We start from the raw sequence: 24,155 nt of genomic DNA on the forward strand, positions 1-24,155 counted from the left end.
CGTGGCGCGCGCCGGGTCAACCGCTGTCAGTCCAGGTCGGACATGTCGAGCACGAAGCGGTAGCGGACGTCGTTTCGCCGGAGGCGGTCGAGTGCCGTCTCCACCTGCGCCGACGGGAGCACCTCGACGTCGGCGGCGATGCCGTTGTCGGCGCAGAACTGGAGCATCTCGGCTGTCGAGCGGCGGCCTCCGCTGCCGGCGGAGCTGAGCTTCTTGCGGCCGACAAGCAGGTCCATCGCCTCGACGGTGACCGGGCCCAGGTATCCGAGCAGGCTGAGGGTGCCGTCCATCGCCACCACCTTCAGGTACGGGGCGAGGTCGTGCGAAGCGGAGATGGTGTCGATGACGACGTCGAAGGTGTCGCGTGTCGCTGCCATCTGGCGGGTGTCGGTGGAGTCCAGGAGATCGTGTGCGCCGAGCCGGAGGGCATCGTCGCGCTTCTCCTGGGTGCGGCTGATGACGGTCGTGGTGGCACCGAGTGCGACCGCCATCTTGACCGCGAGGTGGCCCAGGCCGCCGAGCCCGGCCACGGCGACACGACTGCCGGGGCCCACACCGAGGGCGCGCAGCGGTTCCCAGACGGTGACGCCGGCGCACAGCAGCGGGGCGGCCGCGGCCGGGTCGAGGCCGGCGGGCAGCGGGTAGGCGAAGCGGTCCCGCACGACGTACTCGCGGGAGAAGCCGCCAAGTGTGGTCGACCCGTCCCGCCGGTCGGTGCCGCCGTAGGTGAGCGTCGGGAAGGAATGGCAGAAGTTCTCCTGTCCGGCCGCGCACATCGCGCACACGCCGCAGGAGTCGACGATATTGCCCACCGCGACGCGATCGCCGACGGTGAAGGCGGTCACCTCGGGGCCCGTCTCGGTCACCACGCCGGTGAATTCGTGGCCGGGCACCAGGGGCGCGTCCACGCGCTGATCGTGGTCGTTGAGGGCGTGCAGGTCGCTGTGGCACACGCCGCAGTGCTCGATCCGCACCGCGAGGTCATCGGGGCGCAGGTCGCGCCGCTCCAGCAACGTACGGCGCAGCGTCGTGGGGCCGGTCGCCTGCCATCCGGTGGTCGTCCGCATCGGTGAACTCCTTAAACAAACTGTTCGGTCTGTTTCACCGTAGACCCCGTCGCGGCGCGCCGCAAACCAACCGTTCTGTTTGCTAGAGTGCGGGCATGCCGGAGCAGCCACCGACCTCGCGAGGCGCCGCGACCTACCAGCGCATCCTGGACGCCGCCACCGAGGAGTTCGCCCAGCACGGCATCGCCGGAGCGCGCATCGAACGCATCGTGGCGGCGGCGCGCACCAACAAGGCGCAGCTCTACGGCTACTTCGGCGACAAGGAACGGCTCTTCGACGCGATCTTCCTCAGCTCACTGGAGCGCATCACGAACGTGGTGCCGATCGACGCTGATGATCTTGCCGACTGGGCCGTTCGCCTCTACGACGAATACCTGCGCCGCCCCGACCTCATCCGCCTCGCGACCTGGACACGACTGGAGCGCCGGCCCACCGGGCACCTCGTCGAGACCCACCAGCACTACGACGATCGCAAGCTCACGGCCATCGCCGAGGCGCAGGCCGCCGGGCGGGTACGCGAAGGCGACCCCTTCGACCTCATGGCTCTGGTCATCGCCATGTCCATGGCCTGGTCGCCGGTCAGCAACGTCTACGCGGCCAGCAACCAGGAACCCGACGACGTTCATGATCAACGCCGCGTCCTGCTGCGCGACTGCGTCCGGCGAGCCACTGTGCCGAGGGACCAGGATCAACCGGACCGTTGACCACCGCACGGCCGTCAGTCGCGTCCGATCCGGGGCTGACAACAGTGCGCCGAGGTGCGACGGTGAGCTGATGGTCGAGGCGATCCCCACTCGGTCACGGGCCTCCCGCCGCCGGTGGCGTGCTGTCGTCCCGGTGGTGCTGCGCTGGGCGCTGCCGGTGCTGTGGGTGCTGTGGGCGTCCCTCGCGTGGTGGGTCGAGCCGCGCGAGTCCACCGAGGCGCAGCTCGACCGGGATCTCGCGGCTGGCCAGGTGGTGGCCTTCCAGCGGTCGTCCGGCTGGGCCGACGACGGCGCGTACTGGGGGAGCCGGCCTCGGCCGCAGCATGCGACGAACGGCGGGATGCTCGCCTGGACCGTGCCGAACGGCCAGATCCGGTACGCCTTCGTCGACCCGCCCGCCTCGGCTTCGTACCCGGGCGAGCCGGACCTGTCGGCGAACGCCGGGCTGGACCGGCTCGCTGCCGTGGCCGGTCCCTGGCGTGTCGGCGGCGACCTCGCGCACCGGATCGCGGGCACCGCCGGTCTGCTCGCTGGTGTGCTGACCGTGCTCTGGCTGGGCCGCTTGATCGCTGGCGCGCCGCCGCTGGCCGGCACCCGGTGGTTCTGGTTCTGGGTCGGGCTGCTGCCGTTCGGGGTGGGTGTGCTGGCCTGGACCTACCGGGAGCTGTGGAGACCACCGCCGGTGCCGGTGCCCGGCCGGGGCTCGGGGTGGCGTGGGTTCGGCTGGCTGATCCTCGCCGCAGTCGGCATCAGCCTCCTGGTGTCCGTTGCCCGCATCGTGTTCGGGACGACTGTGGTGCCGGGCTGACCCGGCGATGCCGGGCCAACCGGCCCCCAGGTCGACGACAGTCACCTACGGTGACGCCATGGACCCTTCGGCGGTCTGGCGGGACCGGCAGCACCGGTGGCGGATCGAGGCGTACCGCGCGCCGGACCTGCGCTTCGCCGTCTACGCCACCAACGGCCCCACCGAGTCGGTGCCGCTGTGGCTGTTCGGGATGTCGGCGCTGGCCCGGTGGCTGATGACCCACGCCATCTCGCTGGACGACCTGGAGGTCGACTGAGCGGGGGCGGCAAACCGGGCCCGCGCCGCGCCCCGCTGCGGTTGAGTGACCTCAGGCGGCGGACGGGGGTACGCGATGGGCGGTCAGCTCGGGCAGTTGGCGTTGGTGGCCGTGCTGGTGCTGGTCAACGCCGCGCTCTCCGGCAGCGAGATGGCGCTGGTGACCCTGCGGGAGGGGCAGTTGCGGCGGCTGGGCCGGCGCAGCCGCGCCGGCGACCGGTTGGTGCACCTGTCGCGCGACCCGAACCGCTACCTGGCCACGATCCAGCTCGGCATCACCCTGGCGGGGTTCCTGGCCTCGGCGGCGGCCGCGGTGTCGTTGGCCTCTCCGCTGGTCGGGCCGTTGGGCTTCCTCGGTGGGGCGGCACGTCCCGCCGCGGTGCTGCTGGTGACCGTGCTGCTGACGTTCGTCACGCTGGTGCTCGGCGAGTTGGCCCCGAAGCGGCTGGCCATGCAGCGGGCCGAGCGTTGGGCGCTGCTGAGCGCCGGCCCGCTGGATCTGCTGGCCCGGGTGTCCCGGCCGGCGGTGTGGCTGCTCAGCCGGGCCACCGACGCGGTCGTGCGGCTCGCCGGTGGTGACCCGCGGGCCAACCGGGAGGAGATGACCGAGGAGGAGCTGCGGGAGATGCTGGCCAGCCAGCGCGGCCTGTCGGCCCAGCAGCGGGAGATCCTGACCGGCGCGTTCGACATCGCCGGCCGGACGCTGCGCGAGATCCTGGTGGCCCGGCGGGAGGTGACGACGCTGCCGGCCGGTCTGGCCGCCGACGAGGGGGTCCGGCGGCTCGCCGCCGCCGGGCGGTCCCGCGCTCCCGTCACCGGTCCCGGCGGCCTGGACGAGGTGCTCGGGGTGGTGCACATCCGCGACCTGGTGCGGGCCGGCACCGCCCCGGTGGGTGAGCAGGTCCGGGATCCGCTGCTGCTGCCGGTGACCCTGCCGGTCGCCGACGCGATGCGTCAGCTGCGGCAGGAGCATCAGCAGCTGGCCCTGGTGGTCGACGAGCACGGCGGCATCGACGGCATGGTCACGATGGAGGACCTGCTGGCCGAGGTGGTCGGCGAGTTGTACGACGAGACCGACCGGGACGTGCGCGGGGTCGTCCGGGAACCGGACGGGTCGCTGCTGGTACCCGGCGACTTCCCACTGCATGACCTGCCCGACCTGGGGGTGCGGCTGAGCTTTCCGTTGTCCCGGGACTACACGACGGTGGCTGGTCTGGTGCTGGCCCGACTGCGGCACCTGCCGGACGCCCCGGGTGAGACGGTGCGGCTGCCCGGGCTGACCCTGCAGGTGGTGGAGGTCGCCGATCGGGCGGTGCGCCGGGTGCGCCTCTGCGGGTTTGTCACCGAGCGCTGAGGGTTCACCCGGAAGGCTGACAAAAGGTCCAAATCGACAAAGCCGGGAACGTGGTCCGCCTACCGTGCCAGACGTGAAGGACCGAGGTTTGCGTACGTTCGTCACGGTGCTGGCCGGCCTCGCGGTGATCTACTTCGGCAGCGCCGGCCGCAGCCCCGAGGAGGGCCGTGGCATCTCCGGCGGGGTGGTGGTGCTGGCGTTGCTCGCCGCGCTGCTGGTGTGGCACCTGACCCGCCCGGGGGACAAGACGGTCAAGTGAGCGCCTCAGCGGGAGGCGACTCGGGTGACCTCACCGGCGGACTCCTCACCCAGCGCCACCCGTACCAGCGCTGACGCGAGCCGGCCGAAGTCCGGTTCGTCGACGAGACCGGCGAGCCGGTCCGGTGATCCCGGCAGGCCCAGCCGCTTCGCCCCGGCCAGCGCCCGACGGTCGGCGTACGGGCGCACGTCCGACCAGACCGTCTGCGCCTCGCGCAGGTAGATGTCCGCGCCGGTGGGGCCGATGCCGGGGAACTCGGTGAGCCGCCGCCGCAGCCCGGCCGGGTCGCCCTGGGCCTCCCGGTGCAGGCGTCGCAGGTCGCCGTGCCAACGGTCCAGGCACAGCCGGGCGCCGGTGCCGAGCATGGTGGCGGTCCGCTCGTCGTAGCGGCGGTAGTGGCCCCGGCCCAGCGCGTCGACACGCTCCTGCCAACTGGCCGCCTCCATGGCCTGTGGGGTGCGGTAGCCGGCGGCGAACAACTCCCGCGCGGCGTCCACCGCCACGCACGCGCGGATCCGGGTGCTCAGCAGCGTGGTCAGCACCAGCAGCTGATACAGCGGACCGGGCCGGTCGGAGAGCCGGATGCCGGCCTCCTCCGCGTACGTGCGGCCACGCCGGTCGAGCAGCACCCGCACCACACTTCGGTCATTGCCCATCCCGTCGGGTTACCCACTTGAGGACCCGCTAGCCGTCGCACCGCTGACCACGGCCGGAATGCCACCGGGGCGGGCGGGTATGCCGAGGTGTGGAGGCGGTCGATGCCGCCCCCGTACCCGGAAGGGAGACACCGGTGGTCAATCCGCAGCAGGAAGAGTTCCGGCGCAACGCCAAGGGCGCCACCAGCCAGGACAGCAAGGGGCCCAAGCCGACCGGGCACCCGCTCAACCGTGGCTCGTCGCGGGGCGACGAGGGTCGACCGGTGCCCAAGGGGCAGGTGTCGCCGTACGGCCCGGCCGGCGAGCCGGTGGCCGAGGACGACAGCGACACCCGCTGACCGATGAGCTAGCGACCGCGGGCTGGCGGCCGCCGCAACCTGTTCCAGGTGGCGGCGGCCGCCAGCCCGTACGCGAGGTGCGGGATGATGTCGGAGATCCAGTCGGAGCGCCGCCACGTACGCGGGTCGCTGATCCCGAGCACGGTGATCGACCCGTCGGTCATGGTCATCACGCCCGCGCCGAGCAGACCGGTGGCCACCGGCAACGGCTGACGTCGACCACCGGCGTAGAGCGCGAACCCGACGCCCGCGACGACGCCCAGCCCGTAACCGATCAGCGGGCCGAGGCCCGAGCGGCGGTTGGCCGCCCGGGCCCCGTTCCCCAGGTCCACGTGCGCGATCCCGGCCAGCCGGTCGACGGTCTCCTGGGGGACGTCGCTCTCCGGACGTCCCCGTAGCGCCATGTCGAGGTAGCTGACCACGTTCAGCGCGGTGCTGCCGACGGCGCCCGCGATCGCGCCGTCGGCCACGTCGACAGTCCTCACTTCGGGTCGCCCGGTTCGCGCTCGCTCTTCGGGCCGTAGGTCCGCTCACCGCGCACCACGCCCCGTTGGCCGCGATCCTCCTGCAGGATCCGGTTCGCGACCTGGTTGGCCTTGCCGTCGGGTACCCGGCGCCCGGAGTCGTCGATCGCGTTGCGCAACCGCGCGCGCTGCTTGTCGTACGCGTTACTGCCCGGCCGTGGTCCTGGCATCTGTGCCTCCTTCGTCGGTCTGGGCACCTGGTGCTGCCCACCGTCCGCTGGGCGTACCGCGGCCGTCTACCCGTCTGGTGGCGGACCAACCCCCGGCGCGCTACCGGGGCGCGCGGACCACGACCACCGGGCACTGCGCGTGGTGCAGCATCGACTGGCTCACCGACCCCAGCAGCAACCCGGTCACCTCGCCGCGCCCACGCCCACCGACGACCGCCAGTTGGGCGGAGCGGGACGCCTCGGCGAGCACGGTGCCGGGTCGGCCATGCACCACCTGGCACGTCAACCGCAGGCCCCGATGGTCCTCGGTGAGCCCGGTCAGCCACCCGGCGAGCATCCGCTCCTGCTCGCCGTGCAGCTTCGCCTCGTCGTACACCAGGGGTTGCATGTCGCCCGGACCGCTGCTGCCGGGGTGTCGGTAGGCGTGCACCGCCACCAGCGGCACGCCGAGCGACACGGCGGTCTCGGCGGCGAAGTCCGCCGCCCGCCGGGAGGCGTCCGAGCCGTCCACCGCGACCAGGACCGGCTCGTCGGGTCGTTGCGTGCCGCGCGCGACCAGCACCGGGCAGTCGGCGTACGCGGCGACCTGCACCGCGACCGAGCCGACCAGCAGCGCGGAGAATCCACCCAGCCCGCGGTCGCCGAGCACGATGAGCGCGGCGGTGGGGGACTCGCCCACCAGCACCGCGGCGGCCTCACCGTCGATGATCTCGCCGGAGATCGACAACCCGGGCACTGTCGCCTCGGCCTCGCGCACCGCGGCCTCGACCAGCTCCTCGGCCCGGTGGCGCAGCCCACCGCCGGGCGGCGCGTCCGGGGCGGGGGAGACCGGTACGTGCAGCAGCGGCCAGATGAAGCCGTGCACGACCCGCAGGGGTCGGTGCCGGCGTGCCGCCTCGGTGGCGGCGAGGCGTACGGCGCGCAGCGCCGACTCCGAGCCGTCGACGCCGACCACCACCGCCGCGTTGTTCGCCGAGTTCACCGCCCACCTCCGCTCGCGGCCAGTATCGCGGGCCCGGACGCCCTCGCGCCGCGATACCGCTGAGCGCGTCCCGGTCGGTACGCTGGCGACGACCGGGGAGGGAGCGCCGCCGATGGGTGAACCAGACCAGCCGAGCACCGCTCGCATGATCGACTTTTGGCTCGGCGGGCAGCATCACTTCCCCGTGGACGTGGCCGCCGCGAACGCGTTCGAGCAGGCGTACGGGCCGTGCGCGCCGGTGTTCCGCGAGCTGCGGGCGTTCCTGGGCCGGGCGGTGCGGGCGATGGCCGCCCACGGCGTGGACGGGTTCCTGGTGTTCGGCGCCGGGGTGCCGACGATGGGCAACGTGCACGAGGTCGCCACCGACGCGACGGTGCTCTACACCGACGTCGACCCGGTCACCATCCGACTGGGACAGAGCATCCTCGCCGGCAGCGACCGGGCCGGCTACGGCTTCGGCGACGCGACCGACATCGGCACTGTCGACCCGGCGCAGCTGCACCGTTTCGTGCCGGGCTGGGGTCGACGGCCGGTCGGGGTGGTCTTCCTCGGCCTGGCCGCGTTCCTCGACGACGCCACACTGACCCACACCCTCGACGAGCTGTACGCTGCCGCGGCGCCGGGCAGCCTGCTCGCTGTGGACTTCGACACCGAGGAACTGGCCGGCCACCCGCAGGCGCTGGCCATGATGGGACCGCAGTTCCGGATGCGTCCACCGGCGGCGTTCGCGCCCCTGCTGGGTCAATGGGCGCCGACGGCGGACGGGATCGTCCCGGTCGCCGAGTGGCGGCCGGACGGCCCGCCTGCGCGGGTGCCCGACGCGTTCCACGGTGTGCTCGCGACCCGCGCGGGTGACTGACCGCGCCGATCATCCGTCCGGTGGCGTCCGTATGATGCTTGCCCTATAGCAAGCTTCTGGGGAGGACGACGATGGTAGACGCGCCGGACGTGGTGTCGCGCGCGTTGCGCGAGGCTCCGCCCGACCAGTTGGCGGAGGCGGCGGACCGGGCGATCCGGTCCGCGATGGGCGCGCTGCGCACCGACGTCTTCGTCGCCGACTACCGGATCAGCGGCCTCTGGCCGGTGCTGGACCCGGACCTGCCTGCGGGCGGCTTCCTGGCCTGCCACACCATGGCGCAGCGATGCTTCAGCAGTCAGCAGCCGGTACGCGACGGTGAAGGCCCATGCCGGCTCTACCTGCCCTTGACGGTGTGGGGGGAGCGGCTGGGCGTGCTGCTGATCGAGCTTCCGACCGTACCGAACGCGACGGTCACCGGTCGGGCGACCGACATCGCCGGCACCCTGGCCGTGGCGATGCGCGCGGCGGACCGGGAGACCGACCGTTACCGGCGGGCCCGCCGTCGGGAGCGACTGACGATGGCCGCCGAGATGCAGTGGGACCTGCTGCCCGGTCGTGGTGTGTCCCACCACGCGTTCGAGCTGGCCGGCCAGCTCGAACCGGCGTACACGGTCGGCGGTGACCACTTTGACTGGTCGTTGGACGGCGACCGTCTCACCGTGACGGTCCTCAACGGTGAGGGCAGTGGGCTGGCGGCGTCCCTGTTGACCGCCGTCACGGTCAACGCGATGCGCAACGCGCGGCGCTCCGGTGGCGGTCTGGTGGAACAGGCCGAGCTGGCCTCGGACACGGTCTTCTACCAACACCGCGGCGCCCGGCACGTGGCCACCCTTCTGCTCGAGGTGGACACTCGCCTCGGCCGGGTGCGGGCGGTCGACGCGGGCTCCCCCCATTTGTTGCGGATGCGGGGGTCCACGGTCGAGCCTCTGAAGCTGGATCAGCAGCTGCCGCTGGGCATGTTCGCGGAGACCCGTTACGAGCTTCAGGAGGTGCAACTCGCCCCGGGTGACCGGCTCTTCGTGGTCAGTGACGGGGTGTGGGCCGCCGAGCCGCCGGGTCAGGAGCCGTACGGGCAGCGGGTGATGGCTCGTTCCCTGCGCGCCACGCGGTTGCAGCCGCCGGCCGAGGCGGTTGGTACGGTGATGCGCGAACTGCACGCCTATCACGCGGATTCCGATCTGCGCGACGACGCCGTCGTGGTCTGTCTGGACTGGCACGGTCCGCGCGAACGGGGCACGGGGTGAGATTCGCCGCCGCGTTGCCGGGCGGGCACCAGCGCGACGACGGCAGGGGACATCAGGTGGAGCGACCTGCGGATCTCGCCGCGGCGATCGACGCGGCCGCCGGGACGCTGATCGCCGTTCTGGAGTCGGCCGCGTCGCGGCATCAGGTGCCGCCCACCCAGCTGAGAGTGCTCACGCTGATCAGCGGTCGTCCGGAGACCAACGTCAACGGGCTGGCGGAGTTGCTGGACGTGGTGCCCTCGTCGGCGAGCCGCCTGTGCGACCGGTTGGAGGCGACCGGGCTGTTGCGTCGGGTGGCCGATCCGCGTGACCGGCGTGAGGTGCGGTTGGTGCCGACAGCTGCGGCGCTGACCCTGCTGGGGGAGTTGGCCGAGCGGCGGCAGCGCGCGGTGCAGGCGGTGTTGGACCGGATGCCGGTGCGGATGCAGCACGAGCTGTTGCTGGCGCTGGCCGGGTTCGCTCGGGCGGCGACATCGGTGCCCGAGCAGCAGACCGATCCTGCCGTCCAGACGGCCTGAGCGCCGTTCCCCCCTTCCACTAGTATCCTAGGACGCTTTAGGCGTGGTGATCCACGCCACAGTGCGGCAGAGCCGCACCGACAGGCCACGGCGGCGCCCGGCCAGCGAGGGGAAGCCCGATATAGTGGCAGCGCACCTACCCGGCCCGCGATCATCGAGATCGCGGGCCGCATCAGGGGAAGGGGCCCCGCCCGGGGCCGCAGGGGAGAGCCGGCGCTGGTCGGCCCGACAGCGCGTACGACCCTCAGCCGCGCCCCGCGCCGGCCGGGGGCCCGCGTGCCGTGGAGGAGGATCGGTGTCGCGTCGGCCGGCTCGGGCAGAGCAACCGCGGGACACCGGTGACGAGACTCCCGGCAACCAGGTGCTCACCCTGCCCAACCTGATCAGCTTCGGGCGGCTGCTGGGCGTGCCGCTCTTCCTCTACCTGTTCCTGGTGGCGCGGGCCGACGTGGCGGCGGTCGTGGTGCTGGCCATCGGCGGCACCACCGACTGGGTCGACGGTTGGATCGCCCGTCGCCTGCACCAGGTCAGCCGCCTGGGCGAGCTGCTCGACCCGCTCGCCGACCGGCTCTACATCCTCGCCACCCTGGTCGCCTTCACCGCGCGGGAGGTGGTGCCGTGGCAGTTCACCGCGGCGCTGCTGGCCCGTGAGGTGCTCCTGCTGGCCTCGCTGGCGGTGCTGCGTCGCTACGGGTACGGGCCGCCGCCGGTGCACTACGTGGGCAAGACCGCCACGTTCCTGCTGCTCGCGGCGTTCCCGGTGCTGCTGCTGGCCAGCGCGGCGACCGACGTGGCGACGGCGGCGAGCGCGATCGGTTGGGCGTTGGCCTGGTGGGGGCTGGTGCTGTACTGGGTGGCCGGCGGGATGTACGTCGTGCAGGCGGCCCGGCTGGTGCGCGCGGCGCGCAGTCCGGGAGCGGCGGCGTGAGCGCGCCGCGGCTGGGAAAACCCGGCCAGGACCGGGTGTACGCGCCGGACTTCCTCACCGAACTGTTCCGCAACCCGCTGGATCCGGGGTACGCGGACGCGGCTGCCGCGCGTCGGCGCTCGGCGCAGTCGGCGCCGGCGCGCGGGTGGCGGGCGTTGCCGGCACGGTCGGTGAGCCTGGTCGTGGTGGTGATGCTCGGTTTCCTGTTCGCGGTCGCGTACCGGCAGACGATGGCGGACGAGCCGGGGCGGAGCCAGGCCCGTTCGGGTCTGGTGACGCAGATCAAGGAACGGGAGAGCCAGACCGACCGGTTGTCCACGCGGGCGGACCAGCTGCGCGAGGAGGTCAGTCGGCAGCGGGACGCGGCGTTGAGCGGGTCGGCCGCCGCCCGGTTGCGCAACCTGGAGGCGAGCACCGGGCTGGGTCGGGTGCGCGGTGATGGTGTGGTGGTGCGGTTGGCGGACGCGCCGGACAAGGCGGACGCGGTCACCGGTGCCGGCGCTGGGCCGCCGCGGGTGCTCTACAGCGACCTGCAGGGTGTGGCGAACGCGTTGTGGAGTGCTGGCGCGGAGGCGATCGCCATCAACGGGCAGCGGTTGACGTCGACGTCGACGATCCGGTCGGCGGGTGAGGCGATGCTCGTGGATTTCCGGCCGGTGACCGGGCCGTACGAGGTGTCGGCGATCGGGCCGGGTTCGATGCGGCGCGACTTCGAGGACAGCCGCAACGCGGCGCTGATGCGGAAGGTCGCGCAGGGGACGGGGTTGTCGTTCGGTGTGCGGGAGGCGGATGACCTCACCCTGCCGGCGGCGCCGGAGCCGCAGCTACGCTACGCCAAGCCGTCGGTCAGTCCGAGCCCTTCCGCGTCGGGTGTCCGTTCCGGCAGTCCCGGGTCGTCCGGTCCGGCGACGACTGTTAGCCCCTCCGGAGGTGGCCGATGATCGCGGTGCTGGCGTTGCTCGCCGGTGTGGTGCTGGGCGTGTGGCTTGATCCCACGGTGCCGGCGGCGTTGCAGCCGTACCTGCCGATCGCGGTGGTGGCCGCGTTGGACGCGGTGTTCGGTGGGGTGCGGGCCCGGTTGGACCGCATCTTCGACGACAAGCAGTTCGTGGTGTCGTTCATTTCGAACGTGCTGGTGGCTGGTCTGATCGTGTATCTGGGTGACCAGTTGGGGGTGGGTGGGCAGTTGTCCACCGGTGTGGTCGTCGTGTTGGGTGTGCGTATCTTCGGCAACGTGGCGGCGATCCGTCGGCACCTGTTCCGGGCGTAGGTTGGGTTGGGATGAGTGACGAGCAGACCGACACGGGGACCGGGTGGCCGCAGCCGGCCGGTCCGGTGCGGCCGGGTGGGCCGGCGGGTGAGCCGGATCCGCGGCCGGATGCGCCGGATCCGGATGAGTTGAGCCCGTTGGCGCCGCAGGAGCCGGCGCAGCCGTCGGATGACGAGCCTGCGGCGGAGCCGGGTGTGGAGCCGGTCGACGATGGTGCGACGGTGGACCTGAACGCGGTGTCGCGGTCGGGGGAGCCGGCGGTCGCGGGTTCCGACGGGTTGGCGGAGCCGGTGGTTGCCGGTTCCGACGGTTCGGCGGAGTCGGCGGCGCCGGTGGCGGCTGGTCGGTCCCGGTGGAGTGCGGCCGGGGTGATGATCGCCGCGTTGTTGGCGTTGCTGGGGTTCACGTTGGTCGTGCAGTTGAAGACGACGTCGACGGACCCGACCCTGGGGGCCACCCGGCAGGAGGACCTGGTCCGGATCCTGTCGGATCTGGATGCGCGGGAGAACCGCCTGCAGCAGGACATCCGGGCTCTGGAGGACAGTCAGCGGCAGTTGCAGTCGGGTGAGCAGGGTCGTCAGGCGGCGTTGGATGAGGCGACGCGGCGGGCGGACGAGTTGGGCATCCTGGCGGGGACGTTGCCGGCGGTGGGTCCGGGGTTGACGGTGCAGTTCGACGCCGGGGTGAAGCCGATCTCGGCGAACCGGGTGTTGGACGCGGTGCAGGAGCTGCGTGGTGCGGGCGCCGAGGCGATGCAGATTTCCGGTGGGGATCGGGCGACGGTGCGGATCATCGCGTCGACGTACTTCCTCGATGGGGACAACGGGTCGTTGATGGTCGAGGGGCGCCGGTTGTCGGGGCCGTACACGATCACGGTGATCGGTGATCCGGCGACGATGCGTACGGCGTTGAACATTCCTGGTGGGGTGGTGGCGTCGGTCCGGGGTGACGGCGGTAACGTGACGTTTGGGGAGCGTGAGGTTGCCGAGGTTTCGGCGCTGCACGTGCCGATCAAGTTGGAACACGCCCGTCCGGTCTCCTGACCGGCGCGGCCGCGCCGGACCCGGGTGGTCCGGGGCACCGATGGATGAAGGACGCGTCTGGTGATTCCCGAGGATCTGCGATACACCGCCGAGCATGAGTGGGTGGCGGGTGACGGCACGGCTTCGGTCCGGGTCGGCATCACCCACTTCGCGCAGGACGCGCTCGGCGACATCGTGTACGTGCAGTTGCCCGAGGCGGGTGCGGTGGTCGCGGCCGGTGACTCGTTGGGTGAGATCGAGTCGACCAAGAGTGTGTCGGAGATCTACGCGCCGGTTGCCGGTACGGTGGCGGCGCGCAACGACGCGTTGGCTGACACGCCTGAGCTGATCAACACTGATCCGTACGGTGAGGGTTGGTTGGTGGAGATCACGCCGAATGATCCGACTGCGACGGATGGGTTGCTGACGGCGGCCGCGTATCAGAAGATCACCGAAGGCTGAGTGTGCTTGATCCGGTGCGTGGGATGTCTGCGCGCGTCCGGTTGCCCTGCATTTCGGCGCTGGCTAGGCTCGCCCAGTCGACCGAGAACCCAATAGTTGAGCGTTGCGGAATTGCCTTCCCGGGCACGGGGAGCCAGCCGCCGGGTGTTCAAGTGCCCGGCGGCCAGACCCGCCATTACCCGACGCCGACCGAACAGATCCGTGAGGTGGTCCCATGACGCGGCCAGACGACGAGTTCCCCCCACTCGACGTCACTTCGACGCTCAATCTCGGTTCGCTCGACGAAGTGCTGGAGGGGCCGGATACCGATGTGGTGCCGAGCCGGATGTCCGGTTCGTTGCCGCCGGGTATGGCGCTGCTGGTGGTTCGTCGAGGCCCGAATGCGGGTGCCCGGTTCCTGTTGGACCACGATGTGACGACCAGTGGCCGGCACCCGGACAGTGACATCTTCCTGGACGACGTGACGGTGTCGCGTCGGCATGCGGAGTTCCACCGCGATGGTGGGACGTTCACGGTGCGGGACGTGGGCAGCCTGAATGGCACGTACGTCAATCGTGAGCGGGTTGAGGCGGCCACGTTGAGCAATGGTGACGAGGTCCAGATCGGTAAGTTCCGGGTGGTGTTCATCGCCGGTCCGCGCCCGGAGGAGGAGGCCGGCCGGGGGTGAACGAGCCTGCGGCCTCCATGTCACCCGGGGCGGCTCGGTCTGAGCCGCTGATGAGCATCGGTGAGGTGCTTGGGCAGTTGCGGGTGGATTTTCCGGATACCACGATTTCGAAGCTGCGGTTTCTTGAGGCCGAGGGTTTGGTCGAGCCGCAGCGGACGGCGGCGGGTTACCGGAAGTACAGCTGGGACGATGTGGCGCGGTTGCGGTTCGTGTTGACCGCGCAGCGGGACAAGTACCTGCCGTTGCGGGTGATCCGGGAGCAGTTGGCCCAGTGGGATTCGTCCGGTGAGCAGCCGGGGCGGTCGCGGCCGGCGTTGGTGGCGGTTGGTCCCGATGGTGCGGTGCCGGGTCGTGAGTTGGCGGAGCCGGCCGAGTCGTCGCAGGTGCGGCTCGGCCGGGCGGATCTCGTGGCGCGCAGTGGGATCGACGAGTCGACGTTGGTGGAGTTGGAGCGGCTCGGTGTGCTGGTCTCGGATCCGCCGGGGTGGTACGACGCGGATGCTCTGATCATCGCGTCGGCGGTGGCGGGGTTGGCGGCGTACGGGTTGGAGCCGCGGCACCTGCGGGGTTATCGGACGGCGGCGGACCGGGAGGTCGGTTTGTTCGCGCAGTTGGTGGCCCCGTTGGCGCGGCAGAGTGATCCGGCGGCGCGGGCGCGGGCGGCGGAGACGGCGCGGGAGTTGGTGGCGTTGTCGGAGCAGTTGCACGCGGCGTTGGTGCGGGTGGGGCTGCGGTCGACGTTGGGTCGGTGAGGGTGCCCGGTGGGTGGCGGTTGAGCGGAAAGATCTCTTCCGGGAAGCGTGCCGTAGGCTTGCCGGGGTAACCCCTTTTCGGCGCGGGCGTGGTGCTGTAGCGCATGGGACGGCCGTGTTGCGGTCCGTGTACCGTGCAGGGAAGGGCGCGGTGCGGCGTAGGTGACAACGACACGGAGGCGGCGGTGCGCGAGCTGAGCGTGGTCGGAGTTCGGGTGGAGCTGCCCAGCAACCAGCCGATCGTCCTGCTCAGGGAGGTCGAGGGGGACCGCTATCTGCCGATCTGGATCGGCGCGGTCGAGGCCACGGCTATCGCTTATGAGCAGCAGGGGGTCAAGCCGGCCCGGCCGTTGACGCATGATCTTCTGCGGGATGTGTTGGCGGCGTTGAAGGCGCCCTTGCAGGCGGTGGAGATCACCGAGCTGAAGGAGAACGTCTTCTACGCGGATCTGTTGATCGGCGATGGGGTGCGGGTGTCGGCGCGGCCGAGCGATTCGATCGCGTTGGCGTTGCGGGTTGGTGCGCCGATTCGTTGTGCGGAGCAGGTCCTCAGCGAGGCGGGGATCGTTATCCCTGATGAGCAGGAGGATGAGGTGGAGAAGTTCCGCGAGTTCCTGGAGCAGGTGCGTCCGGAGGATTTCGCGGGCTGAGGTGTGCCCGTGCTCGGTTGGTGATCTTTCTCGGTGGCTGCGCGGCGTGTCGCGTCGGTTCCTCCGTGGTAACCCCTGACGGTGGCGATAGGGTTTCCATGTCGAGGGGTGCGCGTCCCGGAAACGATGCGTCGCCACACTGACGGGGAGGTTGTCCGGATGCACGAGCCGCGGGATTCCGATCCGGGTGCAGAGTTCGACGAGTCGGGTGCCTCGTCGCCAGGTGTGGCGGCTGAGGGTGACGGTTCGGTTGGCTACCGGGGTGTGACGGCCTGCCACGCGGTGGGCATCAGTTACCGGCAGTTGGATTACTGGGCGCGGACGACGCTGGTGGTGCCGAGCGTTCGTGATGCTTCGGGTTCGGGGACGCAGCGGTTGTATTCGTTCCGGGACCTGGTGGTGTTGAAGGTCGTGAAGCGGTTGTTGGATGCGGGGGTGTCCCTGCAGAACATCCGTAAGGCGATCGAGGCGTTGCGGTCGCGTGGTGTGGAGGATCTGGCGGGGATCACGCTGATCTCTGATGGGACGACGGTGTACGAGTGCCGGTCTCCGGAGGAGGTGGTCGACCTGTTGCAGGGTGGCCAGGGGGTCTTCGGCATCGCGATCGGTGGGGCTTTCAAGGAGATCCAGGGGTCGTTGTCGCATCTGCCGGCGGAGCCTGCGACGAGTGGCCCGGTGGAGCCGGCGGTGGTGTCTGGCCCGGATCCGGTGGGCGACGAGTTGGCGGCGCGGCGGGCGCGGCGGCGGGCCGGCTGAGCGTTCCAGCTTCCGGGTTTTTTTCCGGTTGGTTTTCTCGCGACCGTCGGTGACCGTTCCAGGGTTTGTTCGGCTGATGCGGTCCACTGTGGATACTGTGGGTGTCGTTTCGGTGGCCGATTGTGGAGATACCCATTGGTAGCGGTTACGTAGCGTGGTGTCGTTTTGTCGGGAATCCGATAGGGGGGCGCTGACCGGAGGCGGTCGACACGCTATGGTCCCTCACGGTTCTGGACCCTTCATCCCCGGAAGGAACGACCGTGACGGTTACGGAAGAGACTGCTCCCGCCTCGCACTACGACCGCATTGGCGGTGCCAGTTCGGTCAAGGCGGCGGTTGAGCTGTTCTACGACAAGGTGCTCGCGGACCCGGAGTTGGCGGGCTACTTCGCTGACGTGGACATGGCCGGTCAGCGGCGGCACCTGGCGTTGATGTTGACTGTGGTGCTGGGTGGCCCGAACGAGTACACGGGTCGCGGGTTGGCCGAGGCGCACCAGCCGTTGAACATCACGGTGGAGCACTACGCGAAGGTGGGCGAGCACCTGACGGTGACGTTGACCGAGTTGGGGGTGCCGGCGGACATCCTCGCCGACGTGCAGACAGTGCTGGGGCAGGTGCAGGGCCAGGTGGTGGCTGCCGGGAACAGGTCGGGCGCCTGAGCGTGGACGCGGCTCGCCTCAAGCAGAGCTGGTCGGTGGTCGCCGGTCACGGCGACCAGGTGCCGCTCTACTTCTACTCGACGTTGTTCCTCGCTCATCCTGAGACGCGGCAGATGTTCCCCACGAACATGGCCGGTCAGCGGGACCGCCTCGTGACCGCGTTGGGTCACATCGTGTCCAACGTGGACCAGGTGGATCGGCTGGTGGGTTTCCTGCAGGATCTCGGCGCGGATCACCGCAAGTTCGCGGTCCGCGCGGAGCACTATCCGGCGGTCGGTGAGGCGCTGGTGGCGACGTTGCAGCATTTCCTCGCCGAGCAGTGGACCGACGAGTTGGCTGCGGACTGGACTGCCGCGTACGGGTTGGTCGCCCAGGTGATGATGGAGGCCGCGCAGGCCGCTGAGGCGGTCAATCCGCCGTGGTGGGTGGCGGAGATCGTGGCGCATGAGCGGCGGGCGTTCGACGTGGCGGTGTTGACGGTGCGTCCGCAGTATCTGTTGCCGTTCACGCCGGGTCAGTCGATCGGGGTGTCGCACCCGTCGGTGCGGTCGTGGCGGTACTACTCGCCGGCGAACGCGCCGCGGGCGGACGGCACGTTGGAGTTGCATGTGCGGGCCGCGCCGGGTGGCGCGGTGTCGTCGCGGCTGGTGTACGGGTCGGCGGTGGGCGATCGGATCCACCTGGCGGCGCCGGTGGGGGACCGGCTGGGGTTGCGGTCGGCGGGCTCCAGTGACCTGTTGCTGTTGGTTTCGGGTACTGGCTGGGCGCCGGTGAAGGCGTTGGTGGAGCAGGTGGCCGCGGAGGGTTCCCGTCGGCGAGTGGACCTGTACGTGGGGGCCCGCTCCCGTAGCGAGTTCTACGACAGTGACGCGATGGACAAGTTGGCGTCGTCGTATCCGTGGTTGACGGTGACGTACGTGGTCGGTGCCGACGTGCACCGGCCGGGGGAGTTCGTCCAAGCGGTGGACCGGGCGTTGGCCGACGGTGACTGGCGGTCCCGGCACGTGTTCGTGTGTGGGTCGGACGAGATGGTGTCGCACGCGGTGCGGACGTTGGTGCAGGCGGGTTACCACGCGGGTCAGGTGCACCACGAGGGCCTGGGCGCGCAGTGGTACGGCCCGGCGTGGCGGACGGCGGTGCAGCAACCGGCTGCGGGTGACACTTCGGGAGGTGGGCACAGGTGAGCGCGAGCAGTGAGCTTGCGAGCCCGGCGGTCGCGAACGGAGGTCTGCACAGGTGAGTGCGACGCCGATCAGTCGGTATGACGGGGTGCAGGTTTCCGGCGGTGTGCAGGTGCGGATGACCGCCGACCGGGTTCGGCGGTGGGAGTTCGGTGCGGCGTCGTTCGCTCGGCGCGGTTACGACAACGCCGACGTGGACCGGTTCCGGGTGCAGGTCGCTGACGAGTTGGACCTGTTGGCGACGCAGATCGCGACGTTGCGGGCGGAGAACGAGCGACTGACCGACCGGGTGGAGTTGCACCGGCACGGGGTGATTCCGAGTACGGGCGCGGCGGCGAAGGTCCCGGCGGCGCGGGAGGTGAATCTGCTGTCGGCGGCGCAGCGGGAGGCCGAGCAGATCATCGCGCAGGCCCATGACTACGCGCGTCGGGTCGCCGAGTACGCCCGGGTGCAGTACGAGAGTTACCTGCACGCGGCGGAGGCGGAGGCGAAGCAGGAGGCGGAGCGGGCGGTGGCGGAGTACCGCAGCGCGGCGGGGTCGAGCTTCGACGACACGGTGGCGACCCGGGAAGCGTTGCGGATCTTCGGCGAGATGATGGTGTCGCACATGCAGGCGGCGGCGCGGCATCTCGACGACGGCAGTGAGCAGTTGGCGCGCACGATGGATCGGATCGCGGCGGAGACGCCGGGGGCGCCGTTCGTGGGTGGCGTGGTGGGCCAGTCGGCGTTGCCGCGGCACCAGCAGCGCTGAGTGGTCGCCGGGGTGGGGCTGCTAGCAGGTCTCGTTGTGATGGGCGGGAGTGCTCATTAGAGTGCTTGGTGCGGGCGTGAACTTGAAGGAGTGGGCGGCGGCCACCGGCGTCTCGTACGCGACCGCTCGGCGGCGTTACGAGGCCGGGGCGCTGCCCGTTCCGACGTATCGGCTCGGCCGGCTCATCATGGTCGGCGAGCCGGTGACGGGCACGCTGGCTGAGGTTGGTCGGGTCGTGGTGTACGCGCGGGTGTCGTCAGCAGACCAGAAGACGGACCTCGACCGGCAGGTCGCCCGGGTGACCGTGTGGGCCACTGGGCAGAGGTTGGCTGTCGATAGTGTCGTCACCGAGGTTGGCTCCGCCCTCAACGGGCATCGCGAGAAGTTCCTCGCCCTACTGCGTGATCCTGCCGTGACAACCATTGTCGTCGAGCACCGCTACCGGTTCGCTCGCTTCGGCGGCGAATACGTCGAGGCCGCGCTGAGCGCACAGCGCCGCCGCCTACTGGTGGTGGACCCCGCTGAGGTGGATGACGACCTCGTCCGGGACATGACCGAGATCCTCACCTCGCTGTGTGCGCACGCCTACACGGTCGCCGTGCCGCGGCGAACCGAGCTCAGCGCGCGGTCGAAGCGGCTACAGAGGGACCGTCGTGAAGACGTTGCAGGCGTACCGGTTCGCGTTGGACCTGTCACCGCGCCAGGAGCGGGCGGTCCTCGCCCACGCTGGAGCGGCTCGGGTCGCGCACAACTGGGCCCTGGCTCGCGTGAAGGCAGTCATGAGCCAGCGCGCTGCCGAACGCACTTACGGCGTGCCAGACGAGCTGCTGAGCCCGCCGATTTCGTGGTCGCTGCCGTCACTGCGTAAGGCGTGGAACGCCGCCAAGGATGAGGTCGCACCGTGGTGGGCGGAGTGCTCGAAGGAGGCGTTCAACACCGGTCTCGACGCCCTCGCGAGGGCGCTGAAGAACTGGTCTGACTCGCGCAAAGGTGCTCGTAAGGGTCGCGCGGTTGGGTTTCCCCGCTTCAAGTCCCGGCGGCGCAGCACCCCGACGGTGCGGTTCACCACCGGCGTGATGCGGATCGAGGCCGACCGCCGGCATGTGGTGCTACCCCGGCTGGGCGCGCTGCGGCTGCATGAGTCGGCGCGCAAGCTGGCTCGGCGGTTGGAGGCGGGCACCGCGCGGATCATGTCCGCGACGGTGCGGCGCGAGGGCGGCCGCTGGTTCGTGTCGTTCACCTGCGAGGTCGAGCGCGCCGTGCGTGCACCAGCCCGGCCTGGCTCGATGGTGGGGGTGGACCTTGGTGTGAAGCACCTCGCGGTGCTGTCGACTGGCGAACGGGTGGCCAACCCGCGGCACCTCGTGGTGGCCGCGCGCCGGATGCGCCGTCTGGCCCGGGCGGTGAGCCGATGCGTCACTCCTGACCGTCGGGTGCGTCGGGTCGGGTCGAACCGCTGGGCCCGGGCGCAGCAAGAGCTTTCGCGGGCGCACGCGCGCGTCGTCGGGCTACGCCGCGACGGTTTACACCAGTTCACCACCCGGCTGACCCGCGAGCACGGCACTGTCGTGGTCGAGGACCTGAACGTCGCGGGCATGTTGCGTAACCGCCGGCTGGCCCGGCACGTCGCGGACGCAAGCTTCGCGGAGGTCCGGCGTCAACTGACCTACAAGAGCGAGTGGAACGGTGGGCGGCTGGTCACCGCCGGCCGGTGGTATCCGTCGAGCAAGACCTGCTCCGGCTGCGGCGCGGTGAAAACCAAGCTGACCCTGGCCGAGCGGACCTACACCTGCACCGCCTGCGGGTTGAGTCTCGACCGGGACCTCAACGCCGCACTCAACCTCGCCGCCCTCGCGCGTGAGGTAACCGACGACCGGAGTGGCCGGGAGTCGCTAAACGGACGTGGAGCCGACCAGAAGACCCGCAGCCGCGGGCAGGTGGCTGTGAAGCGTCTACCCGGCACCGCGCGAGCGGGTCAGGCCGGGACCGTCCCACCGCAAGGCGGGACTACCGCACAGCGCTCACTTCTGAGCACTCGCCGGTAACGGTGCGCTGACGTGGACCCCACCCGGCGCGCTGGCGGCGGTGGCATAGTCGGAGGGGCCAGGCGGGGCTGACCGGTGGCCCGCCCCTGGGAGAGGCGCCATCGTGTCGGTATCACCGTCCCCACCCGGCGGGTCAGCGGACCCGCTGGCCGCGTTGGAGGCGTCGGCGTGGGCGCTGGCGGCCGCGGTCGGCACCATGAGTGACGCCCTGTCGGCTCCGCTCGCCGAGGTCCTCGCGGCGTCGCCGCACCGCAGCGCGGTGCTGCAGGCCGCCGGTCTGCTGTCCTGGGAGGGTGGGACGCCGGTCGCGCACCCGTCGCTGGTGCCCGCCGACGGGCCGACCGGGCGCAGCGCGGTGCAGGCGCGGTTGAGTTCGCTGCGGCAGGCGGTCGCCGCGGCGGCGCAGGAGCCTTCCGGCGGGGGTGGGGTCGGCTGGGCGCAGGTGGACGACGAGGTGTTGCTGCATCAGGGTCGGGCGTCGGCGGCGACCGGCCGGGCGTTGGCGACCCGGGTGGTGCCCGAGTTGCCGGGGTTGGCGGAGCGTTTGGACTCGGCGGACGCCCGGGTGTTGGACGTGGGCACGGGTGTGGCGGCGTTGGCTGTCGCCCTGGCCCGCGCGTTGCCCCGGGTGTCGGTGGTGGGTATCGACGTGCTGCAACGGGCGTTGGACCTCGCGGTCGGGGAGTTGGCCGAGGCCCGCGATGTCGCGGATCGGATCACGCTGCGCCTTCAGGACGTCGCGGAGGTGGCCGAGCCGGGCGGGTACGACCTGGTCTGGGTGCCGGCGCCGTTTCTTCCTCAGCAGACGTTGACGCTCGCGTTGCCCCGGCTGGTGCAGGCGCTGCGACCCGGTGGTTGGCTGGTGGCCGGCACCAATCCGCCGGCCGGGGACCCGTTGCGGGCGGCCGTCGACCGGTGGAACGCGGTACGCAACGGCGGCAACGCCTTCGACGCCGACCGGATGGCGCAGGTGCTGGCAGGGGCCGGGTTGGGTGACGTTCGGCGTTTTCCGACCGTCCCCGGCGGGCCGGTGTTGGTCGCCGCGCACCGCGCGGGCGGCTGAGGGCGACAGTTGGTGCGGCGGGTGGTCAGCTGAGCCGTTGTTCGAGGTGGAAGGTGACCTCGGTGCCGGCGGCGCTCTTACCGATGGTCTTGCACAGGGCGGCGCGGATGGGCAGCCAGTGGGGGCCGGCGCCGGAGGGCATGAGGGTGGCGTTGAACGGGTGCCCGTCGATGGTGCCGGTGACCTTGACGGCGCGTCGGGTGCCGAGCAGGTCCGCGGAGTCGGGCACTGTGACGTAGGTGGCGAACGCGCCGTCTTTCTCGATGGGCGCGGTGAAGCGGTAGTCGAGTGGTTGCGGGTCCATGGGTGGTTCTCCTCGGCGCGGCGGGTGGTCAGCTGGCGGCGGCGCGGACGGCCTCGGCGATCGGGGTGGGTCCGTCGACGAGTTCCAGTGTCGCGCCGGTGGTGCCCGGTTCGTCGAGCAGGGCGGCGAGGACGTGGGCGACGTCGGTGCGGCTGATCGCGCCACGGCCGGCGTGTGGGGTGAGGCTGACCCGCCCGGTGGGTGGGTCGTCGGTGAGCCGGCCGGGTCGCAGCACCGTCCAGGCCAGGTCGCGGCCGCGCAGGTCGTCCTCGGCGGCGCGTTTGGCGCGCAGGTACGCCGCCCACACGTCGTCGGTGCCGGGGGCGGGTGGTGTGTCCACGCCCATGGAGGAGACGAGCAGGTAGCGGTGGACGCCGGCGCGGGTGGCGGCGTCGGCGAGCAGCGCGGCGGCGGCCCGGTCGACGGTGTCCTTGCGGGCGGCGCCGCTGCCGGGGCCGGCGCCCGCGGCGAAGACCACCGCGTCGGCGCCGTCGAGGTGCCCGGCCACCTGTTCGAGCGGGGTGTGTTCCAGGTCGCAGACGACGGGGGTGGCGCCGGCGGCGCGCAGCGTCGCGGTCTGCTCGGGGTTGCGGATGAGGCCGACGGCGGTGTCGCCGCGCCCGACGAGGTGGCGTTGCAACAGCAGGGCGATCTTGCCGTGGCCTCCGGCGATGACGACGCGCATGCGCCCAACCTACCGGCGCCGCGGGGTGCAGGCGGTGTCACCGGCTTGACCTTGACCTTCGGGTAACCCTGAGCCTGGTGGGTGCCGGTCGCCGTGACCGGCTGCGAGGAGGATGTCGACGTGGGGCTGATGACCATCGGGGCGTTCGCCCGGGCGGCGAGGCTGACACCGAAGGCGTTGCGCCTGTACGACCAGGTTGGGTTGCTGGTGCCGGCCGCTGTCGATCCGGAGTCCGGTTATCGGCTCTACGACCCGGCTCAGCTGCCGGTGGCTCGGCTGGTCGCCCAGTTGCGTCGGCTCGGTATGCCGCTGGCGACGATCCGGGTCGTGTGCGGCTTGGAGCCCGCGGCGGCGGCTGAGGCGGTCACCGCGTACTGGCGGCAGGTCAGCGCCGACACCGCGGCGCGTGCCCGGCTCGCCACCCTCCTCGTGGATCACCTGTCTGAAGGGGGCGCCACCATGTCCGACCCGAATCCCACAGTTGCCGTCCGTTGCGCCGCCGGTTGTGACACCGGGCTGGTGCGCGACAGCAACGAGGACACCGCGTACGCCGGCGAGCGGTTGCTCGCCGTGGCCGACGGTATGCGGGGGCCCGGTGGTGCGGCCGCCAGCGCCGCCGCCGTCGACGCCCTGAAGCCGTTGGCGTTCACCGACGTGCCGGCCGCCGACCTGCTGGCGATGCTGGCCGGCGCGGTGAGCGACGCCGACCGCGCCGTGCAGGGGTTGGCCACCGACACCGACCAGCCGGTCACCACGCTGACCGCGCTGCTGCTCAGCGGTTCCCGGTTGGCGCTGGTGCACGTCGGTGACACCCGGGCCTACCTGCTGCGCGGCGGTGAGCTGTCGCTGCTCACGCAGGATCACACCTGGGTGCAGGCCCAGGTTGATCAGGGGCGGCTCGACCGGGAGCAGGCCGCGACGCATCCGCAGCGCGCGGTGCTGGTGCGCGCCCTCGGTGGCGGTCGGCAGGTCGAGGCGGATCTGGCGCTGCGTACCGCGTTGCCGGGTGACCGGTATTTGTTGTGCTCCGACGGGCTGTCCGCGGTCGTCGACCGGGCCGATCTGGGGTCGGCGTTGGGTGCGACGGACGATCCCGGGGACACGGTGCGGGCGCTGATCGATCTGGCGCGGGCCGAGGGGGCGCCGGACAACATCGCGTGCGTCGTCGCCGACGTCGTCGCGGTATAGCCGTCGTCTTCGCCGCCGACGCCACCCGCGCCGG

At 71.3% G+C, this 24,155-nt stretch carries 31 protein-coding genes and 1 pseudogene; 25 read left to right on the top strand and 7 right to left on the bottom strand.

What is annotated here, in order from left to right; genetic code table 11:
• Positions 1-26: 26 nt before the first annotated feature.
• Positions 27-1,067 (bottom strand): NAD(P)-dependent alcohol dehydrogenase, encoded by a 1,041-nt coding sequence (locus MED15_RS28565; RefSeq protein WP_112724832.1) that lies wholly within the window; start codon positions 1,065-1,067, stop codon positions 27-29.
• A 95-nt stretch (positions 1,068-1,162) separates the two neighbouring features.
• Between MED15_RS28565 and MED15_RS28570 the strand changes: the two genes are divergently transcribed.
• The 5 genes from MED15_RS28570 to MED15_RS28590 all read left to right on the top strand — a co-directional run bounded on the left by MED15_RS28570 (position 1,163) and on the right by MED15_RS28590 (position 4,447).
• Complete coding sequence (locus tag MED15_RS28570; RefSeq protein ID WP_112737412.1) at positions 1,163-1,771, top strand: TetR/AcrR family transcriptional regulator; 609 nt, start codon at positions 1,163-1,165, stop codon at positions 1,769-1,771.
• A 70-nt stretch (positions 1,772-1,841) separates the two neighbouring features.
• Positions 1,842-2,579, top strand: coding sequence for a hypothetical protein (locus MED15_RS28575; protein ID WP_112724834.1), 738 nt, complete (start codon positions 1,842-1,844; stop codon positions 2,577-2,579).
• Positions 2,580-2,637: 58 nt separating this feature from the next.
• Positions 2,638-2,835: a hypothetical protein gene (locus tag MED15_RS28580; RefSeq protein ID WP_112587850.1), complete on the top strand. Its 198-nt coding sequence runs from the start codon at positions 2,638-2,640 to the stop codon at positions 2,833-2,835.
• A 75-nt stretch (positions 2,836-2,910) separates the two neighbouring features.
• A complete protein-coding gene (locus MED15_RS28585) occupies positions 2,911-4,188 on the top strand; it encodes a hemolysin family protein (RefSeq protein ID WP_112737414.1) in 1,278 nt (425 codons plus the stop codon).
• Between the two features lie 73 nt (positions 4,189-4,261).
• Positions 4,262-4,447 (top strand): hypothetical protein, encoded by a 186-nt coding sequence (locus MED15_RS28590; protein WP_036410487.1) that lies wholly within the window; start codon positions 4,262-4,264, stop codon positions 4,445-4,447.
• A 5-nt stretch (positions 4,448-4,452) separates the two neighbouring features.
• Here MED15_RS28590 and MED15_RS28595 read toward each other — a convergent pair whose 3' ends face one another.
• Positions 4,453-5,103 carry a hypothetical protein gene (locus tag MED15_RS28595; protein ID WP_112587053.1) on the bottom strand — a complete coding sequence of 217 codons (651 nt, stop codon included), beginning with the start codon at positions 5,101-5,103 and terminating at the stop codon, positions 4,453-4,455.
• Positions 5,104-5,237: 134 nt separating this feature from the next.
• Here MED15_RS28595 and MED15_RS28600 point away from each other — a divergent pair, with 134 nt between their 5' ends.
• Positions 5,238-5,441, top strand: a complete 204-nt coding sequence (locus tag MED15_RS28600; RefSeq protein ID WP_091397934.1) for a hypothetical protein — start codon at positions 5,238-5,240, stop codon at positions 5,439-5,441.
• An 8-nt stretch (positions 5,442-5,449) separates the two neighbouring features.
• On the opposite strand, the gene MED15_RS28605 is transcribed toward MED15_RS28600, so the two are convergent.
• The 3 genes from MED15_RS28605 to MED15_RS28615 form a co-directional block, all read right to left on the bottom strand.
• On the bottom strand, positions 5,450-5,926 hold the full coding sequence (locus MED15_RS28605) for a hypothetical protein (protein ID WP_112734117.1): 477 nt from the start codon (positions 5,924-5,926) through the stop codon (positions 5,450-5,452).
• Positions 5,923-6,135, bottom strand: coding sequence for a phosphatidylethanolamine-binding protein (locus tag MED15_RS28610; RefSeq protein ID WP_088948250.1), 213 nt, complete (start codon positions 6,133-6,135; stop codon positions 5,923-5,925). Before MED15_RS28610 ends, MED15_RS28605 begins: the two co-directional genes overlap by 4 nt.
• 100 nt (positions 6,136-6,235) lie before the next feature.
• On the bottom strand, positions 6,236-7,117 hold the full coding sequence (locus MED15_RS28615; protein ID WP_112587049.1) for a universal stress protein: 882 nt from the start codon (positions 7,115-7,117) through the stop codon (positions 6,236-6,238).
• A 112-nt stretch (positions 7,118-7,229) separates the two neighbouring features.
• On the opposite strand from MED15_RS28615, the gene MED15_RS28620 reads away from it, so the two are divergent.
• The 18 genes and pseudogenes from MED15_RS28620 (at position 7,230) to MED15_RS28705 (ending at position 21,944) form a co-directional block, all read left to right on the top strand.
• Positions 7,230-7,976: an SAM-dependent methyltransferase gene (locus MED15_RS28620; protein WP_112587047.1), complete on the top strand. Its 747-nt coding sequence runs from the start codon at positions 7,230-7,232 to the stop codon at positions 7,974-7,976.
• Positions 7,977-8,047: 71 nt separating this feature from the next.
• The gene (locus MED15_RS28625; RefSeq protein WP_112737416.1) at positions 8,048-9,220 is read left to right on the top strand and encodes a PP2C family protein-serine/threonine phosphatase; all 1,173 of its coding nucleotides are present in this window, start codon (positions 8,048-8,050) and stop codon (positions 9,218-9,220) included.
• 56 nt (positions 9,221-9,276) lie between these two features.
• The gene (locus MED15_RS28630) at positions 9,277-9,738 is read left to right on the top strand and encodes a MarR family winged helix-turn-helix transcriptional regulator (RefSeq protein ID WP_112587043.1); all 462 of its coding nucleotides are present in this window, start codon (positions 9,277-9,279) and stop codon (positions 9,736-9,738) included.
• A gap of 295 nt (positions 9,739-10,033) precedes the next feature.
• On the top strand, positions 10,034-10,666 hold the full coding sequence (gene clsA / locus MED15_RS28635) for a cardiolipin synthase ClsA (RefSeq protein ID WP_112587041.1): 633 nt from the start codon (positions 10,034-10,036) through the stop codon (positions 10,664-10,666).
• On the top strand, positions 10,663-11,607 hold the full coding sequence (locus tag MED15_RS28640; RefSeq protein WP_112602420.1) for a DUF881 domain-containing protein: 945 nt from the start codon (positions 10,663-10,665) through the stop codon (positions 11,605-11,607). Before clsA ends, MED15_RS28640 begins: the two co-directional genes overlap by 4 nt.
• Positions 11,604-11,936: a small basic family protein gene (locus tag MED15_RS28645; protein WP_030327710.1), complete on the top strand. Its 333-nt coding sequence runs from the start codon at positions 11,604-11,606 to the stop codon at positions 11,934-11,936. Before MED15_RS28640 ends, MED15_RS28645 begins: the two co-directional genes overlap by 4 nt.
• 11 nt (positions 11,937-11,947) lie before the next feature.
• Positions 11,948-12,979 (top strand): DUF881 domain-containing protein, encoded by a 1,032-nt coding sequence (locus MED15_RS28650; RefSeq protein WP_112602419.1) that lies wholly within the window; start codon positions 11,948-11,950, stop codon positions 12,977-12,979.
• Between the two features lie 60 nt (positions 12,980-13,039).
• Positions 13,040-13,420, top strand: coding sequence for a glycine cleavage system protein GcvH (gene gcvH / locus MED15_RS28655; RefSeq protein WP_091397961.1), 381 nt, complete (start codon positions 13,040-13,042; stop codon positions 13,418-13,420).
• 214 nt (positions 13,421-13,634) lie between these two features.
• Positions 13,635-14,087 carry an oxoglutarate dehydrogenase inhibitor Odhl gene (odhI, locus tag MED15_RS28660; protein WP_007071101.1) on the top strand — a complete coding sequence of 151 codons (453 nt, stop codon included), beginning with the start codon at positions 13,635-13,637 and terminating at the stop codon, positions 14,085-14,087.
• 50 nt (positions 14,088-14,137) lie between these two features.
• The gene (gene ftsR, locus MED15_RS28665; protein WP_181518541.1) at positions 14,138-14,839 is read left to right on the top strand and encodes a transcriptional regulator FtsR; all 702 of its coding nucleotides are present in this window, start codon (positions 14,138-14,140) and stop codon (positions 14,837-14,839) included.
• Positions 14,840-15,024: 185 nt separating this feature from the next.
• Positions 15,025-15,489: a bifunctional nuclease family protein gene (locus MED15_RS28670; protein WP_030327706.1), complete on the top strand. Its 465-nt coding sequence runs from the start codon at positions 15,025-15,027 to the stop codon at positions 15,487-15,489.
• Between the two features lie 159 nt (positions 15,490-15,648).
• On the top strand, positions 15,649-16,245 hold the full coding sequence (locus tag MED15_RS28675) for a MerR family transcriptional regulator (protein WP_112587035.1): 597 nt from the start codon (positions 15,649-15,651) through the stop codon (positions 16,243-16,245).
• A 260-nt stretch (positions 16,246-16,505) separates the two neighbouring features.
• Complete coding sequence (locus tag MED15_RS28680; protein WP_112587033.1) at positions 16,506-16,904, top strand: group I truncated hemoglobin; 399 nt, start codon at positions 16,506-16,508, stop codon at positions 16,902-16,904.
• Positions 16,905-16,906: 2 nt separating this feature from the next.
• Positions 16,907-18,088: a globin domain-containing protein gene (locus tag MED15_RS28685; protein WP_112587031.1), complete on the top strand. Its 1,182-nt coding sequence runs from the start codon at positions 16,907-16,909 to the stop codon at positions 18,086-18,088.
• Positions 18,089-18,140: 52 nt separating this feature from the next.
• Complete coding sequence (locus MED15_RS34585; RefSeq protein WP_112587029.1) at positions 18,141-18,836, top strand: DivIVA domain-containing protein; 696 nt, start codon at positions 18,141-18,143, stop codon at positions 18,834-18,836.
• Between the two features lie 76 nt (positions 18,837-18,912).
• Positions 18,913-19,493, top strand: a pseudogene (locus tag MED15_RS28695) (IS607 family transposase).
• Complete coding sequence (gene tnpB, locus MED15_RS28700; RefSeq protein WP_112724838.1) at positions 19,490-20,881, top strand: IS607 family element RNA-guided endonuclease TnpB; 1,392 nt, start codon at positions 19,490-19,492, stop codon at positions 20,879-20,881. Before MED15_RS28695 ends, tnpB begins: the two are co-directional and overlap by 4 nt.
• A 103-nt stretch (positions 20,882-20,984) precedes the next feature.
• Positions 20,985-21,944, top strand: coding sequence for a class I SAM-dependent methyltransferase (locus MED15_RS28705; RefSeq protein WP_208646741.1), 960 nt, complete (start codon positions 20,985-20,987; stop codon positions 21,942-21,944).
• Between the two features lie 25 nt (positions 21,945-21,969).
• Here the strand turns inward: MED15_RS28705 and MED15_RS28710 are convergent, their stop codons facing one another.
• On the bottom strand, positions 21,970-22,248 hold the full coding sequence (locus tag MED15_RS28710) for a DUF1905 domain-containing protein (RefSeq protein ID WP_112587027.1): 279 nt from the start codon (positions 22,246-22,248) through the stop codon (positions 21,970-21,972).
• A 28-nt stretch (positions 22,249-22,276) separates the two neighbouring features.
• On the bottom strand, positions 22,277-22,933 hold the full coding sequence (locus MED15_RS28715; protein WP_112699000.1) for an SDR family oxidoreductase: 657 nt from the start codon (positions 22,931-22,933) through the stop codon (positions 22,277-22,279).
• A gap of 120 nt (positions 22,934-23,053) precedes the next feature.
• Between MED15_RS28715 and MED15_RS28720 the strand changes: the two genes are divergently transcribed.
• Positions 23,054-24,121, top strand: coding sequence for a MerR family transcriptional regulator (locus MED15_RS28720; RefSeq protein WP_112737469.1), 1,068 nt, complete (start codon positions 23,054-23,056; stop codon positions 24,119-24,121).
• The last annotated feature ends 34 nt before the right edge of the window (positions 24,122-24,155 follow it).

The organism is Micromonospora noduli (assembly GCF_003264475.1).
GTDB classification, from domain to species: domain Bacteria; phylum Actinomycetota; class Actinomycetes; order Mycobacteriales; family Micromonosporaceae; genus Micromonospora; species Micromonospora noduli.